General features: G+C 39.4%; 14 protein-coding genes. 12 read left to right on the forward strand and 2 right to left on the reverse strand.

Annotated elements, in window-relative coordinates; all coding sequences use genetic code 11:
• Positions 1-58 precede the first annotated feature (58 nt).
• The 3 genes from ACIF8R_RS00295 to ACIF8R_RS00305 all read left to right on the forward strand — a co-directional run bounded on the left by ACIF8R_RS00295 (position 59) and on the right by ACIF8R_RS00305 (position 4,684).
• On the forward strand, positions 59-1,432 hold the full coding sequence (locus ACIF8R_RS00295) for a diaminobutyrate--2-oxoglutarate transaminase (protein ID WP_396478341.1): 1,374 nt from the start codon (positions 59-61) through the stop codon (positions 1,430-1,432).
• Between the two features lie 2 nt (positions 1,433-1,434).
• Positions 1,435-2,967 carry an aspartate aminotransferase family protein gene (locus ACIF8R_RS00300; RefSeq protein ID WP_174723061.1) on the forward strand — a complete coding sequence of 511 codons (1,533 nt, stop codon included), beginning with the start codon at positions 1,435-1,437 and terminating at the stop codon, positions 2,965-2,967.
• Between the two features lie 286 nt (positions 2,968-3,253).
• Positions 3,254-4,684: an aldehyde dehydrogenase family protein gene (locus ACIF8R_RS00305; RefSeq protein ID WP_396478343.1), complete on the forward strand. Its 1,431-nt coding sequence runs from the start codon at positions 3,254-3,256 to the stop codon at positions 4,682-4,684.
• Positions 4,685-4,755: 71 nt separating this feature from the next.
• Here ACIF8R_RS00305 and ACIF8R_RS00310 read toward each other — a convergent pair whose 3' ends face one another.
• Positions 4,756-5,241, reverse strand: coding sequence for an Lrp/AsnC family transcriptional regulator (locus ACIF8R_RS00310; RefSeq protein WP_000357090.1), 486 nt, complete (start codon positions 5,239-5,241; stop codon positions 4,756-4,758).
• A 134-nt stretch (positions 5,242-5,375) separates the two neighbouring features.
• Between ACIF8R_RS00310 and ACIF8R_RS00315 the strand changes: the two genes are divergently transcribed.
• The 9 genes from ACIF8R_RS00315 to blp2 all read left to right on the forward strand — a co-directional run bounded on the left by ACIF8R_RS00315 (position 5,376) and on the right by blp2 (position 18,135).
• Positions 5,376-7,097: an alpha-keto acid decarboxylase family protein gene (locus tag ACIF8R_RS00315; RefSeq protein ID WP_396478345.1), complete on the forward strand. Its 1,722-nt coding sequence runs from the start codon at positions 5,376-5,378 to the stop codon at positions 7,095-7,097.
• A gap of 139 nt (positions 7,098-7,236) precedes the next feature.
• Positions 7,237-8,616: an amino acid permease gene (locus ACIF8R_RS00320; protein ID WP_396478347.1), complete on the forward strand. Its 1,380-nt coding sequence runs from the start codon at positions 7,237-7,239 to the stop codon at positions 8,614-8,616.
• A 455-nt stretch (positions 8,617-9,071) separates the two neighbouring features.
• Positions 9,072-10,103, forward strand: a complete 1,032-nt coding sequence (locus ACIF8R_RS00325) for a substrate-binding domain-containing protein (RefSeq protein ID WP_002052826.1) — start codon at positions 9,072-9,074, stop codon at positions 10,101-10,103.
• Between the two features lie 100 nt (positions 10,104-10,203).
• Positions 10,204-11,583, forward strand: coding sequence for a phosphate ABC transporter permease subunit PstC (gene pstC / locus ACIF8R_RS00330; RefSeq protein WP_002052700.1), 1,380 nt, complete (start codon positions 10,204-10,206; stop codon positions 11,581-11,583).
• Positions 11,580-12,977: a phosphate ABC transporter permease PstA gene (gene pstA / locus ACIF8R_RS00335; protein WP_077169543.1), complete on the forward strand. Its 1,398-nt coding sequence runs from the start codon at positions 11,580-11,582 to the stop codon at positions 12,975-12,977. The genes pstC and pstA overlap by 4 nt, the downstream gene beginning before the upstream one ends.
• Positions 12,978-12,990: 13 nt before the next feature.
• Positions 12,991-13,893, forward strand: a complete 903-nt coding sequence (gene pstB / locus ACIF8R_RS00340; protein ID WP_396478349.1) for a phosphate ABC transporter ATP-binding protein PstB — start codon at positions 12,991-12,993, stop codon at positions 13,891-13,893.
• Positions 13,894-14,038: 145 nt separating this feature from the next.
• On the forward strand, positions 14,039-15,001 hold the full coding sequence (sohB, locus tag ACIF8R_RS00345; RefSeq protein ID WP_077169542.1) for a protease SohB: 963 nt from the start codon (positions 14,039-14,041) through the stop codon (positions 14,999-15,001).
• A gap of 135 nt (positions 15,002-15,136) precedes the next feature.
• Positions 15,137-15,754, forward strand: a complete 618-nt coding sequence (locus tag ACIF8R_RS00350) for a cytochrome b/b6 domain-containing protein (protein WP_396478351.1) — start codon at positions 15,137-15,139, stop codon at positions 15,752-15,754.
• A 197-nt stretch (positions 15,755-15,951) separates the two neighbouring features.
• A complete protein-coding gene (gene blp2 / locus ACIF8R_RS00355; RefSeq protein ID WP_396478353.1) occupies positions 15,952-18,135 on the forward strand; it encodes an Ig-like repeat protein Blp2 in 2,184 nt (727 codons plus the stop codon).
• Positions 18,136-18,182: 47 nt separating this feature from the next.
• Here the strand turns inward: blp2 and ACIF8R_RS00360 are convergent, their stop codons facing one another.
• Complete coding sequence (locus ACIF8R_RS00360; protein ID WP_396478355.1) at positions 18,183-18,824, reverse strand: DUF2238 domain-containing protein; 642 nt, start codon at positions 18,822-18,824, stop codon at positions 18,183-18,185.
• Positions 18,825-18,867 lie beyond the last annotated feature (43 nt).

Genomic DNA, 18,867 nt, shown 5'->3' on the forward strand with positions numbered 1-18,867 from the left:
AGGACCAAAAGTCACCAGACTTATTTCTTTCTACCCTTATCAGAGATGGTAATCCGATATGAGCGTTACTTCTGTCAACCCTGCCACTAATGCTACCAACGAATATTATTTGACTCGCCAAAGTCAGATGGAATCGAATGTTCGTAGCTATCCACGTAAATTACCGTTAGCGATAGCGAAAGCACAAGGTTGCTGGGTTACTGATGTTGAAGGTACACAGTACCTTGATTGTTTAGCTGGGGCAGGTACATTGGCTTTAGGTCATAATCATCCTGCGGTGATTCAAAGTATTCAAGACACATTGGCAAGTGGTTTGCCATTGCATACTTTAGACTTAACCACACCTTTAAAAGATGCGTTTACTGAAGCGTTGTTAGCATATTTACCAGGCGGTAAAGAAGAGTACTGCTTACAGTTCTGTGGTCCTGCTGGTGCAGACGCGACTGAAGCAGCGGTTAAACTTGCTAAGACTTACACTGGTCGTAGTTCAGTTATCAGTTTCTCTGGTGGTTATCATGGGATGACCCATGGTTCACTTGCAATGACTGGTAACTTAAGTGCGAAAAACTCGGTTAATGGTTTAATGCCAGGCGTACAATTCATGCCATATCCGCATGAATATCGCTGCCCACTTGGTTTAGGCGGTGAAGCTGGTGTTGATGCTTTAACTTACTATTTTGAAAACTTTATTGAAGATGTTGAAAGCGGTGTAACTAAGCCTGCAGCTGTTATTCTTGAAGCAATTCAAGGTGAAGGCGGTGTGGTTACTGCTCCAGTAAAATGGTTGCAAAAAATCCGTGAAGTGACTGAAAAGCACAACATCGTTTTAATTTTAGACGAAGTTCAAGCTGGTTTTGCACGTTCAGGCAAAATGTTTGCATTCGAACATGCAGGTATTGAACCTGATGTTGTTGTAATGTCTAAAGCAGTAGGTGGTGGTTTACCACTTGCAGTATTAGGTATTAAGCGTAAATTTGATGCTTGGCAGCCTGCTGGTCACACGGGTACTTTCCGTGGTAACCAACTTGCTATGGGTACTGGTCTTGTCGTATTAAAAACGATTAGCGAACAAAATCTCGCTCAAAATGCGCAAGAACGCGGTGATTTCTTACAAGCTGAATTGAAAAAATTAGCTACTGAATTCCCATGTATCGGTAACGTACGTGGCCGTGGTTTAATGATCGGCGTTGAAATCGTTGACGAGCGTAAACCTGCTGACCGTATCGGTTCTCATCCTGCTGACTCTCAGTTAGCGGCTGCGATCCAGACTGCTTGCTTTAACAACAAGTTATTGCTTGAAAAAGGCGGTCGTAACGGTACAGTAATTCGTTTACTTTGCCCACTTATCATTACTCAAGAAGAGTGTGTTGAAGTAATTGCCCGCTTCAAGAAAGCGATTGCAGAAGCATTGGTTGCAGTACGAGGCGCGTAAGAATGGTGGATTTTGCAGAACATCGTAAAGCGTTACTCTGCAATGATGCACAATCCATTGCTGACTATGAGTCAGCAATGGGCGAAGCGGTAAAAGCCGTTTCAGCATGGTTGCAAAATGAAAAAATGTACACAGGCGGTAGCATTAAAGAATTGCGTTCAGCAATTTCTTTCCAACCTTCAAAAGAGGGTATGGGTGTACAAGAATCACTTCAACGTATGATTGAGCTTTTCTTAAATAAAAGCTTGAAAGTACACCATCCACATTCATTAGCGCATTTACACTGCCCAACTATGGTGATGAGCCAGATTGCGGAAGTGTTAATCAATGCAACTAACCAGTCTATGGACTCATGGGATCAAAGCCCGGCAGGTTCATTAATGGAAGTTCAGCTTATTGATTGGTTGCGTCAAAAAGTAGGTTATGGTTCTGGTCAGGCTGGTGTTTTCACTTCTGGCGGTACTCAATCTAACTTGATGGGTGTATTGCTTGCTCGTGACTGGTGCATCTCGAAAAACTGGAAAGACGAAAATGGTAACCCATGGTCTGTACAGCGTGATGGTATTCCAGCTGAGGCAATGAAAAACGTCAAAGTCATTTGTTCTGAAAATGCGCATTTCTCTGTGCAAAAGAACATGGCAATGATGGGCATGGGCTTCCAGTCAGTTGTGACTGTTCCTGTGAATGAAAATGCACAGATGGATGTTGATGCTCTCGAAAAAACGATGGCACATCTTCAAGCTGAAGGCAAAGTGGTTGCTTGTGTTGTTGCGACAGCAGGTACAACTGATGCTGGTGCAATTGACCCATTGAAGAAAATTCGTGAAATCACGACTAAGTATGGTTCATGGATGCACATCGATGCGGCTTGGGGCGGTGCACTGATCTTGTCAAATGACTATCGTGCAATGCTTGATGGTATTGAGTTGTCTGACTCGATTACCCTCGACTTCCATAAGCATTATTTCCAAAGCATTAGCTGTGGCGCGTTCTTGTTGAAAGACGAAGCGAACTACCGTTTCATGCACTACGAAGCTGAATACTTGAACTCTGCTTATGACGAAGAACATGGTGTACCAAACCTTGTATCTAAGTCATTACAAACGACTCGTCGTTTTGATGCATTGAAATTGTGGATGACAATTGAATCACTAGGTGAAGACCTTTACGGTTCAATGATTGACCATGGTGTCAAACTGACTCGTGAAGTTGCAGATTACATCAAGGCAACTGAAGGTTTAGAGCTTTTGGTTGAACCACAATTTGCTTCGGTATTGTTCCGGGTTGTGCCACAAGGCTACCCAGTTGAGTTTATCGATAGTTTAAACCAAAACGTAGCAGACGAATTGTTTGCACGTGGTGAAGCAAATATCGGTGTAACAAAAGTGGGTAATGTGCAGTCATTGAAGATGACAACATTAAGCCCTGTTGTAACATTCGAAAATGTTAAAAACCTTTTAGGTCAAGTATTGGCTGAAGCTGACCGCATTAAAGATGCAATTGCTTCTGGTAACTATGTACCACCAATCGACTAATTAAGTTGATAACAAAAAAAGCTCGGTTTATTGCCGGGCTTTTTTATTACATATTATTTTTATTAAAAGTGTGCATCGCAAGAGAATGAAATGCACAAAACATGCATATTTTCAAAAAACATAAATAATTATGCATGATTTATGGGGAGCAAATTTCTTATTGTATTGGTATGTTCCCGATATTTTGGGTCGCATTGATATATCAATATCGTACTCACTTTAAATAATCCCGCTTTAACTGAAAAAAGTAAGTGGCTGTAATTACAATTAAGACAAGGAAGAAGAAATGCAACAAGCGAATATGCTCAATGAATTTAAACTCATTATTGGCGGTCAACTTTGTTCAGGTGAACAAGGTGAACTAGAAATTCTTAACCCCGCTACTGGCTTAACTGCTGCACGTTGTGCAAAAGCATCGGTTGCACAGGTCAATCAGGCAGTGAGTGCAGCTAAACAGGCATCTAAAGCTTGGCAGCAAGTTTCACACGAAGAGCGTAAGTCAATCTTAAACAAGATTGCAGATGGCATTGAAAAGCACGCTGAAATGCTTGCAGAGTTGGTTGTGCTTGAACAGGGTAAGCCATTGGCACTTGCACAAATGGAAGTGCAGGGTGCAATTGGTTGGACGCGTTATGCGGCTGCTATGGATTTACCTGTAGAAGTCATTGAAGACAGTGAAACTAAGCGTATTGAGCGCCATCGCCAACCATTAGGTGTAGTGGCTTCAATTACGCCATGGAACTGGCCACTCATGATTGCGGTTTGGCATATCATGCCTGCTTTACGTGCAGGTAACGTTGTCATTAGCAAACCTTCTGAATACACACCACTATCGACTTTACGTTTATGTGAAATCATTCAGCAAGAAGTTCCGGCAGGTGTGATCTCAATTGTGGTTGGTGCTGGTGAGATTGGTGAAGCATTATCTTCTCATCCAGATGTGCAAAAAGTCGTGTTTACGGGATCAACTCGAACAGGTCAGCACATTATGGCTGGTGCAGCTCAGCAGTTAAAACACTTAACTTTAGAGTTGGGTGGTAATGATGCGGGTATTGTATTGCCAGATGCAAATATCGATGAAATTGCAGCCAAGATTTTTAATATGGCGTTCTTGAATGCTGGTCAAACATGTGCGGCGTTAAAGCGTTTATATGTGCATGAAAGCCAATATGAAGCTTTATCTCAAAAGTTAGCTGATATTGCCAACGCTCAAGTGGTAGGGGATGGAATGGCATCTTCTACAACATTTGGTCCAGTACAAAACCAAATGCAATATAACAAGGTGAAAGCTCTTATTGCTGAAGCGATTGAACAAGGTGCAAAAGCACTTTCTGGACAACAACAAGTTCCAGAGCAGGGCTACTGTATTGCGCCAACTATTTTGACTGAAGTTTCTGACTCTTGCCGCGTGGTACAAGAAGAGCAATTTGGTCCAGTGTTGCCTGTTTTAAAATATACAGATATCAACGATGCAATTGCCCGTGCCAATGACAGCGAGTTTGGTTTGGGTGGTTCAATCTGGTCTTCTGATATTAAGGCTGCTCAAACTTATGCTACTCAGCTTCAATGCGGAACGGTTTGGATTAATACCCATGCAGAAGTGCTGCCTCATGCACCTTTTGGTGGCTGGAAAATGTCAGGCTTAGGTGCTGAGTTTGGCTTAGAAGGTTTACTTGAAAATACGATTGGGCAAACGGTTCATATCAGTAAAGTCTAAATATTCATTTTAAGGCGGATCTAGTATCCGCCTTTTTATTTTGATCTATATGGGAGAAAAGCTTCGCTTGCTTACTGGGAGTGATGATAGCTCATGCTTTTAGGCTTGATTAAAAAATGATTCTGTTCTTTAATTTTTTTAAGAACAATGTAAGACTTTATGTGCCCTATAAAATTATAAGAAAGCAATCTTTCAGTCACAAATTGGGAAAGCTGTTCTAAGTTTTCAGCAACAACTTTTAAAATAAAATCCGCATCGCCACTAATTGAAAATGCATCCTGAATGTTGTCTTCAGCTTCAATCAGCTCTTGAAAAGCTTGTTGTGATTTTGCCTCGTGTGTCCTTAAATTAATATGAATCATCGCTGTAACTTCCAGTCCTAGCGCCTGTTGCTGAATGCGCGCCGTGTAACCAAGAATCACGCCTTTTTGCTCGAGCAATTGACGTCGTCTTGAACATTGCGAAGCAGATAAACCGATTAAATCTCCAATTTCCTGATTAGTGAGCCGTCCATTCTTTTGTAGTGCCTGAATGATTTGCCAGTCGAACTTATCCATTGCATAAAATCCTTTTATGATACACAAATCATGTATTTTTATTAAAATGCGTTTTCATTATGCACGAAATCTAAAAGATAGATGAAATATTATTTTTCTATGGAATAAAAATTGGTCTCAAAGGATATAGAGCAATGTTCATAGAAATTGGTGAATTTTTAAATCTTCGTCTAAAACAAATGGGTATCCAACATCTTTTTGGTGTACCTGGTGATTTTAACCTCTCATATCTAGAACAAGTTGAAGCAGACCCACAACTCGAATTTATTGGAAATTGTAATGAATTAAATGCTGCCTATGCAGCAGACGGTTATGCACGAATTAACGGCTTTTCTGCCTTGGCAACCACTTATGGTGTAGGTGACTTAAGTGCGATTAATGGTATTGCAGGGGCCTATGCAGAAAATGTACCTCTTATTCATATCTCAGGTATTCCACCTTTACATGCAGTTCAAAAGGGCACTCTCATACACCATACGTTAGTTGATGGTAACTACGACAACATTATGAACTGTATGAAAGAGTTCACTGTTGCCCAAACACGTTTAACTCCAGCAAATGCAGCCTTTGAAATTGACCGCGTGTTACGTCAATGTTTCCTTGAGCGTCGTCCTGTACACATTCAACTACCAGGTGATATTACCCACGTTAAAATTGAAGTATCTGAGCGTCCGCTCGACCTAAGCTATCCAGCAGTTGAACCTGAATTATTGCAAAGTGTGGTAAGCAAACTTTGTGACATTATTGAGAATGCTCAAAGTCCAGCGCTTCTTATTGATAATGAAGCTTCGGTTTTTGGGGTTACTTCACTTTTAAATGACTTATCTCAAAAATGCTCAATCCCATTTGCAGGTATGAATACTGCAAAAAATATTATGGATGAGGGCTCACCTCGTTATATCGGGACTTATGTAGGTGGGGCAAGCCAACCGCATGTGAAAAATATCATTGAGCAATCTGACTGTTTAATTGGGATTGGTGCACGCTTTACCGATGTAGGTTCAGCTGTATTTACGCATCAAATTGAGACCAAGAACTACATCGAAATTAAATCTTATGGCTTAAATATTTTTGGTCAGGATTTTCCAGGTATTGAGATTGGCCAGTTACTTGTTGAGCTAAATAAAAAAGTTGCACCACGTAAATCATCAACTCCTCTTCTCGAAAAACAACCTCAGAAAGTAGTTGAAGCGCCAGCTCAACAAAAGCTAAGCCAAGATGTGCTTTGGAACTACATTTCAGGTTTCTTAAAAGAAGATGATGTGATTATTGGTGAAGTCGGGACATCAAACTCTGCTTTGTCGGGTATAAAGCTTCCAGCGACAGCTAAATATATTGCTCAGCCGCTTTGGGGTTCTATTGGTTATACCTTGCCGGCTTTGCTTGGTAGTTTGTTAGCTGCTCCTGAACGCCGTCAAATTTTATTTATTGGCGATGGTTCTTTCCAGCTTACGGTACAAGAGCTTTCTACAATTATCCGTCACGGTTTAAAACCAATTATTTTCTTGCTGAACAATGGTGGTTACACCATTGAGCGCCTAATTATGGGTGAAACCGCTGCTTATAACGATGTACAAAACTGGAAATACACTGAAATTCCAGCGGTATTTAACGGTAAAAAGGGTCATACAACTTATGTAGTTGAAACCGCAGGGCAGCTAAAGAGCGTTTTAGACAACGTTCAGCAAAATGACCAGTTAACTTTTATTGAATTAAAACTACCTGCAATGGATGCGCCAGTAAGTTTGAAAAAATTTGCTTCCGTGATTGCACGTTTTGACTATGGCGATCGTGGCTATGAAATTTTAAAGGAGCGTTCCCAACCGATTAAATGTAAGGATGCAAGCTCGTTTTAAATAGAAGATAGGACAAGTCTTCTCAAAATTAAATGGACTCATATTAAAGCAACTTATGTCCGAAGGTCGGTTTCTGGCCTTCGGATATGGTGCTGAATAAAGGTGTACAGGAAGTGACACCAACATTGGAGATAATGTTATGGATGCAAACAATAAGCACGAGTTAAAACAAGGCTTATCCAATCGGCATATTCAACTCATCGCACTCGGAGGGGCGATCGGAACAGGGTTATTCTTAGGTCTTTCTCAAACAATTAAATTGGCTGGTCCTTCAATTTTATTAGGATATGCAATTGCAGGGGTGATTGCCTTTTTAATTATGCGTCATTTGGGCGAAATGGTTGTTGAAGAACCGGTAAGTGGTTCTTTTAGTTATTTTGCGAACAAATACTGGGGCAAAATGGCTGGTTTTATGTCTGGTTGGAACTACTGGGTGTTGTATGTACTGGTAAGTATGGCCGAACTGAGTGCAATTGGTACGTTTATACAGTTCTGGTGGCCTGAAATTCCGACATGGATGACTGCATTATTTTTCTTTATTTTAATTAACGGCATTAACTTGGTAAATGTCCGCTTTTTTGGGGAATCCGAGTTCTTATTTTCGTGCATTAAAATTGTTGCGATTTTAAGCATGATTGGCTTTGGTGCTTATCTATTATTTTCAGGTTCAGCAGGTCCACAAGCGGGTGTTGCAAATTTATGGCAACACGGTGGTTTTTTCCCACATGGTATTCATGGCTTTATTATGGCCTTGGCTGTCATTATGTTCGCATTTGGTGGCTTAGAGCTTATTGGTATTGCTGCGGCAGAAACGAAGAAACCAGAAACAACAATTCCAAAAGCAGTGAACCAGATTGTGTACCGCATCCTGATTTTTTATATCGGCGCAATCGGTATTCTTTTATGCCTTTACCCTTGGAATATGGTGGCAGAAGGCGGTAGTCCATTTGTCATGATTTTCCAGTCACTCAATAGTAATGGCGTTGCGAACGTCCTGAACTTTGTGGTCTTAATTGCTGCTATTTCGGTTTATAACAGTTGTATCTATTGTAATAGCCGTATGTTGCATGGTTTGGCAGAGCAGGGTAATGCTCCTGCAATTTTGAAAAAAGTAAACAGCCGTGGTATTCCGGTTCCAGCAGCACTTGTTTCTGCATCAATCACAGCAGTCTGTGTGGTGGTGAACTATTTAATCCCTGGTCAAGCTTTTCAGCTCTTTATGATGTTGGTTGTGGCTGCACTTGTTATTAACTGGCTCATGATTTCAGTCACACATTTGAAATTTACCAAAGCAATGAAATTACAACGTCGCCAAACCAAGTTCCAAAGCATTATGAGTCCATGGAGTAATTATTTAACCATTAGCTTTGTATGCTTTATTCTTATTATTATGGCAATGACGCCAGATATGAGACTGGCTGTAATTTTAGGTCCAATCTGGCTTGCTGTTTTAGCCATCATGTATTTCTTCAAGTACCGTAAAAAAATGGTTCCTATGCCAGAAGTACAATCAAACTAATTGCTAAATTGATAGTGATATTGCGGTTATCTGACAAAGAGCAGGTAACCGTTTATCTTTTTGTCATAATATTTTCATGTTAGAACGAAATAATTTTTTAAAAATAAATATGACATATAAAAATTTGAGAAATATGTCAATAAATTAACTTTGTAATATCAATTTATTAAATTCTTTAAGTTTTTATAATTTAAGAATAATTGTAATTTTATCAATTTGGGTGATTGTCATATTTAATATAAAATTGAGGTAACACAACCCTTATAAAATAAGATTAAATGATTGATATAAAATAGATTTAGAAATGTGACAATGAACATTATAAAAATCATGAAAGCGTCATAATACTGTAACTTATTTGTCATATTTTCTATTCACAATGCAGCTATCGAAGAGCGTACAAGCACTCAACAAAAAGTGACGTACAACCTATTGCATTAATGAGAGAGAACAGAATGCGCTTAAATCCACGTCAAATCGCAATTGCGTTAGCAGTAACTGGGGCCGCTGTAACAACGACTGCAAATGCAGCTCGTGATACGATTCAAATTGCTGGTTCTTCAACTGTATTACCGTTTGCCAGCGTTGTAGCTGAAGAGTTTGGTAATACATTCCCTCAATTTAAAACTCCTGTTGTAGGTTCTGGTGGTTCTTCTGCTGGTTTAAAACAATTCTGTCAAGGCGTTGGTGACAACACGATCGACGTTGCAAACGCTTCTCGTAAAATTAAAACTACAGAAATTGAAGCTTGTAACAAAGCTGGCGTAAAACAAATTCAAGAAATCAAAATCGGTTATGACGGTATTGTATTCGCGTCTAGCTCACACAAAGCAGCTTATAAATTAAAACCTTACCATGTGTTTGCTGCTTTAGCTGCACAGTTACCTTCAAAAGGTAAATTGGTTCCAAACCCTTATACAAACTGGAACCAAATTGACAAATCACTTCCTAATGAACCTATTACGCTTGTAATTCCTGCGTCTAACCACGGTACGCGTGAAGTTTTCCAAGAAAAAATGGTTGATGCTGGTTGTGAATCATACGAATACTTCAAAAACCTAGATAAAGATGCTCAGAAGAAAGCATGTTCGACTTTCCGTAAAGACGGCCGTGTAATTGAAATTGCTGGCGACTATACAGAAACTCTAGCTCGCTTAAAAACTTCTCCAAGTGCAGTAGGTGTGTTTGGTTTAAGTTTCTATGACATGAACCGTGACAAGTTACGTGTAGCATCAGTAAACAACGTACTTCCTTCTGAGAAAACTGTGTTAAATGGTACATACCCTGTATCTCGCCCATTATTCTTCTATGTGAAAGGCGAACACTTAAAATCAGTTAAAGGTTTACCACAGTATGTAGAATACTTCCTAAGCAAAAAAGCGACTGGTAAAGGTTCTAAAGCTGAGCGTGACGGTTTAATCGCGATGTCTGACGCAGAACGCGCTAAAGTCTTAGCTGACTTTAAAGCAGGTAAAACTGTTAAATAAATTGTTTTGAATAGGGGCTGGTGATCCCAAGTGATCATCAGCCTTTTTGTCTAACACGTTTTTCCCAAATTATGACAATTGAGAAAACAGTGGAGAATACATGAATCTGCTACTTATCGGTGTGTTGTTAGCCCTTGTGGCAATTGCATATCAACTTGGGCTGAGAAAAAGCCGTAACCTAGCAGGTAAGGGAAGCAACTCGGCGACATTACATTCTCGTCCTGGTTATTATGGCGCACTGGTTGGACTTTGGTGCGGTATCCCTGCTTTTTTAATTTTGATGATTTGGAACTTAGTTGAACCAAATATTTTAAATCATATTATCTTTAATAATGTTCCAGCTTCTGTGTCAGCTTCTCTTGATGAAGCAGCAAGAAGCGTACTTGTTGATCGAGTTCAAGCGATTGCTTCTGGTTTTGGGGTAAGTGATCATCCTGCAGCTTATGAGTTGGCTGCTGCTCAGCAATATGCAAAATTTCAAACTATTGGCTCTTTTGCCAAATTTGCCGTTGTTGTATGTGCTGCATTATTGGGTTTAGTCTGGGCAAAGAAAAAAATCAGCCAAGAATATCGTGCACGTAACCAAGTTGAACGTGCCATTAATGTTGGTTTGATTTTGTGTTCTGGTGTAGCAATTTTAACCACAATCGGCATCGTAATGTCGATGTTTGGTGAAGCAATGCGCTTCTTCCATTTTGTAAGTCCAATTGACTTTTTCTTTGGTACAGAATGGAACCCTGGCTTTAGTACTTCAGGCAACGCTGAAGGTAGTTATGGGTTATTACCATTGCTATGGGGTACGCTCATGGTCAGTGGTATTGCTTTATTGGTTGCTGTACCTGTTGGCTTAATGATTGCCATTTATTTAGCTGAATATGCTTCACCATGGTTACGCTCATGGGCAAAACCAACGATTGAAGTTTTAGCGGGTATTCCAACAATTGTTTATGGTGTTTTTGCCATGATGATTATTGGTCCATTCTTTAAAGCTGTGGGTGCTCATATTGGTATTGAAATTAACGCAACCAGTGCACTGACTGCTGGTTTCGTAATGGGAATCATGATTATCCCATTCGTTTCATCTTTGTCTGATGACATTATTACTCAAGTTCCTCGTGCACTTCGTGATGGTTCACTCGGACTTGGCGCAACCAAATCAGAAACAATTCGCCAAGTGGTTTTACCAGCAGCATTACCGGGTATTACAGGGGCCTTTTTATTGGCTGTATCACGTGCCGTGGGGGAAACCATGATTGTGGTTTTGGCAGCGGGGAACAGTCCACTTCTACATGCAAATCCGTTTGAAGCTGTTTCGACAGTGACTGTAACCATCGTAAAACAGTTAACTGGCGATACCGATTTTGCAAGCCCACAGGCCTTGGTGGCATTTGCACTGGGTTTAACACTCTTTGTAATCACCTTGGGATTAAACATTGTTGCACTGTACATTGTGCGTAAATACCGTGAGCAATACGAATGAGTACATCAAATACATCGTCTCCTATGGATCAGAACGTATTTGATCCACAAGCTGCTGCTCAAGCACGTGATCGCCGTAAAAAAGTGATTGAAAAGTCATTGGCTAAACGTCACCGCAAAGAAAAAGCTTTCCGTTTTGCTGGTTTATCGGCAGTGGTTATTGGTCTTGCATTCGTAGCGCTATTGTTTGGTAGTATTTTGGCAAAAGGTTTACCTGCTTTTTGGCAAACCAGTATGAATGTACCAGTTTACTTCGATCCTAAAGTGATTGATGCCGGTCCATTGCCAGCACGTACTCAAGGTGAAACACCTGCGCATTACCAAGAACGTTATGTAGCTTGGCAAACAAAAATGGGTATGGTGGATTGGGATAGCCTGATCGTAAATGGTATGGTCGCTAAAGATCCTTCACTTGAGTCGCAACGTGATTCTTTACGTAGCCTTTATGCAAGCTCAGAAGCTTATCGTTTGCGTGACATGGTATTTGCCGACCCATCGCTGATTGGTAAAAAAGAGAACCTTACTTTCTTGGGCGATGCTAACGTAGATGTATGGTTAAAAGGCAATATTGACCGTTCATTACCAGATGACCAGCAACAGCTTGATCCGGAAATCCGTAAGCTCGCAGATGATTTGAAAGCAAAAGGTATTCTCGAAAATACGTTTAATACCAACTTATTTAAAAATCCGGACTCTCGTAGTTCACCAGCAATTAGTGGTCTTGCAGGTGCATTCATGGGCTCGTTATTCATGATGCTGATTGTGATCATTATTTCAATTCCAATTGGTGTGGCGAGTGCTATTTATCTGGAAGAGTTTGCTCCTAAGAATGTCCTTACAGACATTATTGAAGTCAACATTAATAACCTTGCAGCTGTTCCTTCAATTGTGTTCGGTTTACTTGGTGCAGCTATTTTCATTGGTTGGATGCATTTACCACTGTCGGCTCCATTTGTCGGTGGTTTGGTATTAAGTTTAATGACACTGCCAACAGTTATTATTACAACCCGTGCGTCTTTAAAAGCTGTCCCACCATCAATTCGACAAGCTGCACTTGGTTTAGGTGCTTCAAAAGTACAAACCGTTTTCCATCATGTTTTACCTTTGGCTATGCCGGGCATCATGACAGGTTCAATTATTGGTGTTGCACATGCGCTTGGTGAAACTGCGCCGTTACTTTTAATCGGAATGAGTGCATTCGTTGCAAGTATTCCAACCACTCCATTTGATCAAGCAACTGCTTTACCTGTTCAAGTTTACTTATGGCAGGGTAATGAGTTGCGTAACTTCTTCGAAGGCCGTACTGCTGCTGCGATTATCGTACTTCTTGCATTAATGATTGGTTTAAACAGCCTTGCAATTTGGTTACGTAAAAAGTTCGAAGTGCGTTGGTAATAGAGGATAAATAATGAATACTATTGATATTACGAATTCCTTAGAAAAGGATAAGTTAGTGAATACTGAACAATCTCAATTTACAGATAAGCCGCAGAATCATGGCACTTCATATGTTTCGCATTTTGAACCACAAACTTCAAAAAAGCAGAACTCAACTGAAATCAAAATTAGTGCACAAGATGCCCATGTTTATTATGGCGACTTTGAAGCGATTAAAGGCATTGATTTAGATATCTACCAAAATGAAGTGATTGCATTCATTGGACCATCAGGTTGTGGTAAATCAACTTTCCTACGTACTTTAAACCGTATGAATGACACGATTGATGGCTGCCGTGTAACAGGTAAGATCACTTTAGATAATAAAAATATCTATGATCCAAATCTGGACGTTGTATTGCTACGTGCTCAGGTGGGTATGGTATTCCAAAAGCCAAACCCGTTTCCTAAGTCTATTTTTGATAACGTTGCATATGGACCAAAGCTACATGGTTTAGCACGTGACAAATATGACTTAGAAGAAATTGTTGAAAATAGCTTGCGTAAAGCGGGCTTATGGGAAGAAGTGAAAGACCGTTTGAATCAGCCAGGTACAGGCTTATCTGGTGGTCAGCAACAACGTTTATGTATTGCACGTACGATTGCGGTAAGTCCTGAAGTCATTTTGATGGATGAACCATGTTCTGCACTTGACCCAATTGCAACAGCAAAAGTGGAAGAGCTTATTTCAGAACTTTCTGATCAATATACGATTGTGATTGTAACGCACTCAATGCAACAAGCGGCACGTGTTTCAGACCGTACAGCTTACTTCCATTTAGGTGATTTGATCGAAGTAAACTCTACAGAAAAAGTATTCACGCAACCTGACCATCAATTGACAGAAGCGTACATTACTGGCCGTTTCGGTTAATTTCTAGCTGTAAAAGAAAAGAGCCTTGTGCTCTTTTTTTATTTAATAAATGAAAATGAATCTATTTTGCAAAATCGCTATTGAATTTTAATCAAAAGAACCACATCTTAAGGCTATAAAGACAAACTTATGAGCATAGAATTTTATGTTATTCCATTTGCCTAAACTCCCTGCGGAAATACGTGTTAGTCATTTAAATGCACGTGTAAATGAACAGAGAAAAAAAATTGCACAAACCACAGCAAGTCGTTTAGAGCTTTTACAATTGGCTCAACAACTTGCAAAAGAAGCTAAAATTCGCCGTAAGAACAACCAGAAAATTTTTGTTTTAGATTTTAAAGGTGACATTCAAGCATCTGCGGTTGAAAACCTTCGTGAAGAAATCACACTTATTTTAGCTACCGCTAAAGCTGGACGTGACCGCGTAGTGGTACGTCTTGAAAGTCCGGGTGGTATGGTTCATGGTTATGGACTAGCAGCAGCTCAATTGGTTCGTTTACGTGATGCAGGCTTTCATTTAACGATTTGTGTTGACAAGGTCGCTGCAAGTGGCGGCTATATGATGGCTTGTATTGCAAATGAAATTATTTCTGCACCATTTGCTGTTGTTGGTTCGATTGGTGTCGTTGCTCAGGTTCCAAATTTCAATCGTCTTTTAAAAGAGCATAACGTTGACTTCGAACTTTACACAGCAGGGCAATATAAGCGTACTGTGACTATGTTTGGTGAAAATACGCCTGAAGGTAAAGCGAAGTTTGAAGAAGAACTACAACAAACACATATCTTGTTTAAGCACTTTGTAGAGAAGTATCGTCCACAGCTTAATGTAGACAAAGTTGCTACAGGTGAGCATTGGTATGGACAAGACGCGCTTGATTTAAACCTTGTAGATAAATTAGAAACTTCTGATGAGTATCTATTAGCGTTGTTACCTCAGCATGATGTCTATGTGATTAATACACGTAAAAAGGCAACTTTGGGTGAAAAGTTAGGTCTACAAGCTGCACAAATGGCAGATAGTTTGATTCCGGCGGTAATGAATAAAGTTGCAGATACATTGGCAAAAGCGAATTCAACTTTAGTGCAAATGCGCGATACGAAGTTTTAATTAAGATATATTTTTAACGAAAGAGTACCTTTATAGGTGCTCTTTTTTATGGGAGTGATTAAACCAATTTGATTAATATTTGTTTAAGTTTCAATTGCCAAAGTTGTGGTTATTTTTAAATTTTTGAGTTTTGTAATGTCAAAGGCTTTATCTCATATTGATATTCTTATAAGAATCTTGCACATCATTATTATGGTTGCGTTTGTTGGTGCTTATTTTACGGGGGATAGTGAGGACTTACATCAGGTGCATATGATGTTTGGTTATATCCTCCTGATGAGTATTACCACACGGGTTATCTGGCATTTTTTAAGTCCACGTATTTCAAATACTACGCCATTTGGCATAAAGAAGCGAAGCAATATGGCATTCAACGCAATTAAAAAGCCGTTTAGTCATGCAAATTCAGTAAGTATTTTTTCGAAAAATTCAATTCAATTGATCAGTATTGGGTTATTTCAAGCTTCGATTGTATTTATTTTCATACTCATTCCTATTGTTGTAGTACTTGGATATGGAACAGAGCACTTTACTTATTCTTTGAGAGACTTACATTCATTTTTTGCAAATTTATTTTTAGCTTTGGTTATATTGCATCTTTCAACGCTTATTTTAAATAGCATTCTTGCTAAACGCTTTCAAGGCTGGACTATGCTTAAAATGACATTAGCAGATAAAAAAATAACAAAATTTATGACATTATTGGTGTTAGTTCTTGTCGGAGCTTTTAGCTTTATTTATTTAAGGATGTAATATATAAGGTGCATATGAATCCTGTTTGAAGTTATATTTTTTAATGAGAATTCAAAAAATATTGTTGATAAATATACTTATTGAATTGTGATAGATAAGTGATTTTGATATTTTAGGCAACAATAAAATAGCTTTTAGATGTTTCATTTAAAAAGTTACACATTTAAAAATATAACTGAAATTCAGGATAGGAAATAATGACAAGAATAATTGTGGCATCCAAAGAGGGTTTGGACGTTCTGCAAGATGGTCAGCTCAATAAAGTAATTTTAAACCAGCCTACTATTATTCAAATTGGTGTAAGTCAAAAAGATATTGCATCGATGGAAAAACAGGGTGGACGCCTAGTCATCCATTTAAAAAATGGAGAGACCATTGTCTTAGAAAATTTCTTTAATGAAGCAACGAATACAACAGAGCATTCACTTGTTTTTCCAACAGAACAAGGGAAGTTTGTTGAAGCACAGTTTGATGCCCAAGGCAAAGTGATCGATTATAAAGGCTTAAATCACGTTACAGATTTGGGCTATGCCAGTACGAGTTCAACAGCTGCAACTATGGCGGTTGATGGTGATCCAAGTTTTTCAATGGGTAATGTACTCAAAGCTGGTCTAGCAGTTCTAGCTGTGGAAGGATTATATCTTTGGGCTTTTAAGAAAGATGATAAGGATGACTCAGCAAGTGCACCTGATTTAATCGCGCCTGCTGCTCCTACCGCTACGCTTGCTGATGATACCGTGACAGTGACTGGTAAAACTGAAGCAAATGCAAAAATCTATCTTAAAGATGCTGCAGGCAATACAGTCGCATCGGGTGTTGCAGATGCAAGTGGTAACTACACGATTAAATTAGATAAGCCTCTAGTGAATGGGGACAAATTAAATGTTATTGCCCAAGATGCGGCTGGAAATAGCTCTAAAGCGACTGTTGTAACAGGTACAAAAGATACAATACCTCCAGATACTCCACAGGCCCAATTAAGCGATGATGGTTCATTATTGACTGGTAAAGCAGAGGCAAATGCAAAAATTACAGTTTATGATGCCACTGGCAAAGTACTAGGTTCTGTTTTTGCAAATAAAGATGGTATTTATTCTTTAAAACTTACTCCGCCATTAACTGGTGAGGCGGGCGGTAAAGTTATTGCTGAAGATGCTGCTGGTAATAAATCTGAAGAAGTTAAAATTATTGCAGGTAAAGACACCGTGCCACCAGCTTCTCCTTTTGTTGAAGTCAACAAAGAAGGGTCGGTAATACATGGTAAAACTGAAGCCAATGCAAAAGTTCAAATCAAAGATGCCGATGGCAATGTCATTGGATCTGGCATGGCGGATGCCCAAGGTGACTTTCAAATTACGCTTTCACCTGCTTTAAAAGAGTCTCAAAAAGGCACCGTAGTTGTTGAAGATGCAGCCGGTAATACGTCTAAGCCTGTCGAAATTAAGCCAGGTTTTGACTCGATTGCACCAGATAAACCAACGGCTCAAATTAATGCAGATGGCACTTCAGTAACTGGTACAGCGGAAGCCAATGCCAAAATTGAAATTAAAGATGCAACTGGTAAAGTGATTGGTACTGGAACAGCAGATGCGAATGGAAAATTTACCATTACTATTTCGCCAGCATTGACTGATAACAACCATGGTGCTGTTTCTGCGATTGATAGTGCAGGAAATAGATCTGAAAGTCTGGATATTGTGGGTATAAAAGATACTATACCTCCAACCAAACCTATCTTAAACAGTGTAGAAGATGATGTAGGTGACATCAAAGGCGCTATCGCGGCAGGTTCGGAAACTGACGATGCTAGGCCAAAACTTACGGGTTCAGGTGAAGCAAATGCGACACTTACGATTTATGATAATGGTGTTGCAATTGGGGTGGTGACTGTAACGGCTGGTAGATCTTGGTCATTTACTTTTGATAAAGACTTAACTCTTGGTAAGCACAGCATTACTTTAACCCAAACCGATGCAGCAGGGCTGACCAGTGAAGCAAGCTCTCCATTTACTTTTTATGTGGTTGCACCGAAGGTCGCGAGTCTGGCCGATGCTTCAGTCAATACTTTAAGTACAGAAGCTCCATCTTTGGCAGATAGTGTTGGGTTACATACTTTAAAGGTTGCGCAAACTACGACAACTGAGCCGACTAGTCAGCAGAAAACTGTTCCTGTAGATGATTTGCTAAAAAGCTCTTCTTTAAACGAATCAGATCCTGTCTCAAAACTTCTATCATCGACAGCATTAAAAACGACGCAGACTCCTGAGCAAAATGATGTAAATACTTCAATGGATCAGACAACAAATCTTGATCATCTTTTGCCAAATACGACTTCTTCACCTTTGCAAAACATGTTAGAGCAAACCTATCCGGTTGTTTAACAGGCCGTTTGGTAACAAATAAAAAGCGCTCAATGAGCGCTTTTTATTTACGGTTTATTGTCTAATTTAGGTGATGTTATCAAGGTGAAAAGCCCATAGAGGATTGCGCCAATTGTGGCGAGTAACATATCTTTATGAGCATCCCACATATCACCTTGTTGCCCATTATAGTTTTCTGCTTGTTCAGGTGATAACCCAATTGCGATTGCCCATTCGATCAGTTCATAAAAGACACTTGATGCCATCACGAATTGGACTACAAGTAAAAATAGCGAAAAAGGTCGTGCAGTCGGCAACCATACTTGGAATACACGATAAATAAGAGGGTAGAGTAAAACACCATAGGCAAAATGAACTAAACGATCATACATATTACGAGACCAGCCCATGTACTCATCTAAGTTAAAATGAAAGATGTGTTGAATCCAGTCATTATACGGAACGTATGAGTAGAGATAGTGAGCGCCAATAATATGGATTAATAAAAACAGTAGATAAAAAGTGAAACTTAAGAAATCGAGTCCAATTTTTTTGAAAATAATAAAAAGCAGAATCACCATAAAAACAGTGCCAGCTTGATGAAGTAAATAAGCCTCAAACTCAAGTGGTTGAATACCTGAAATGATAATGGCAATAAAAAGCAGGCCAAGCGCAATATAGTGTTTAACTTTGAATTCTTTTTCGATCATCTTCTAGATAAGTCTTTATTCTGATTTATATGAGTGTAATAAA

The organism is Acinetobacter sp. ABJ_C4_1, from assembly GCF_044538495.1.
In the GTDB taxonomy this organism is placed as follows: Bacteria; Pseudomonadota; Gammaproteobacteria; order Pseudomonadales; family Moraxellaceae; genus Acinetobacter; species Acinetobacter nosocomialis_A.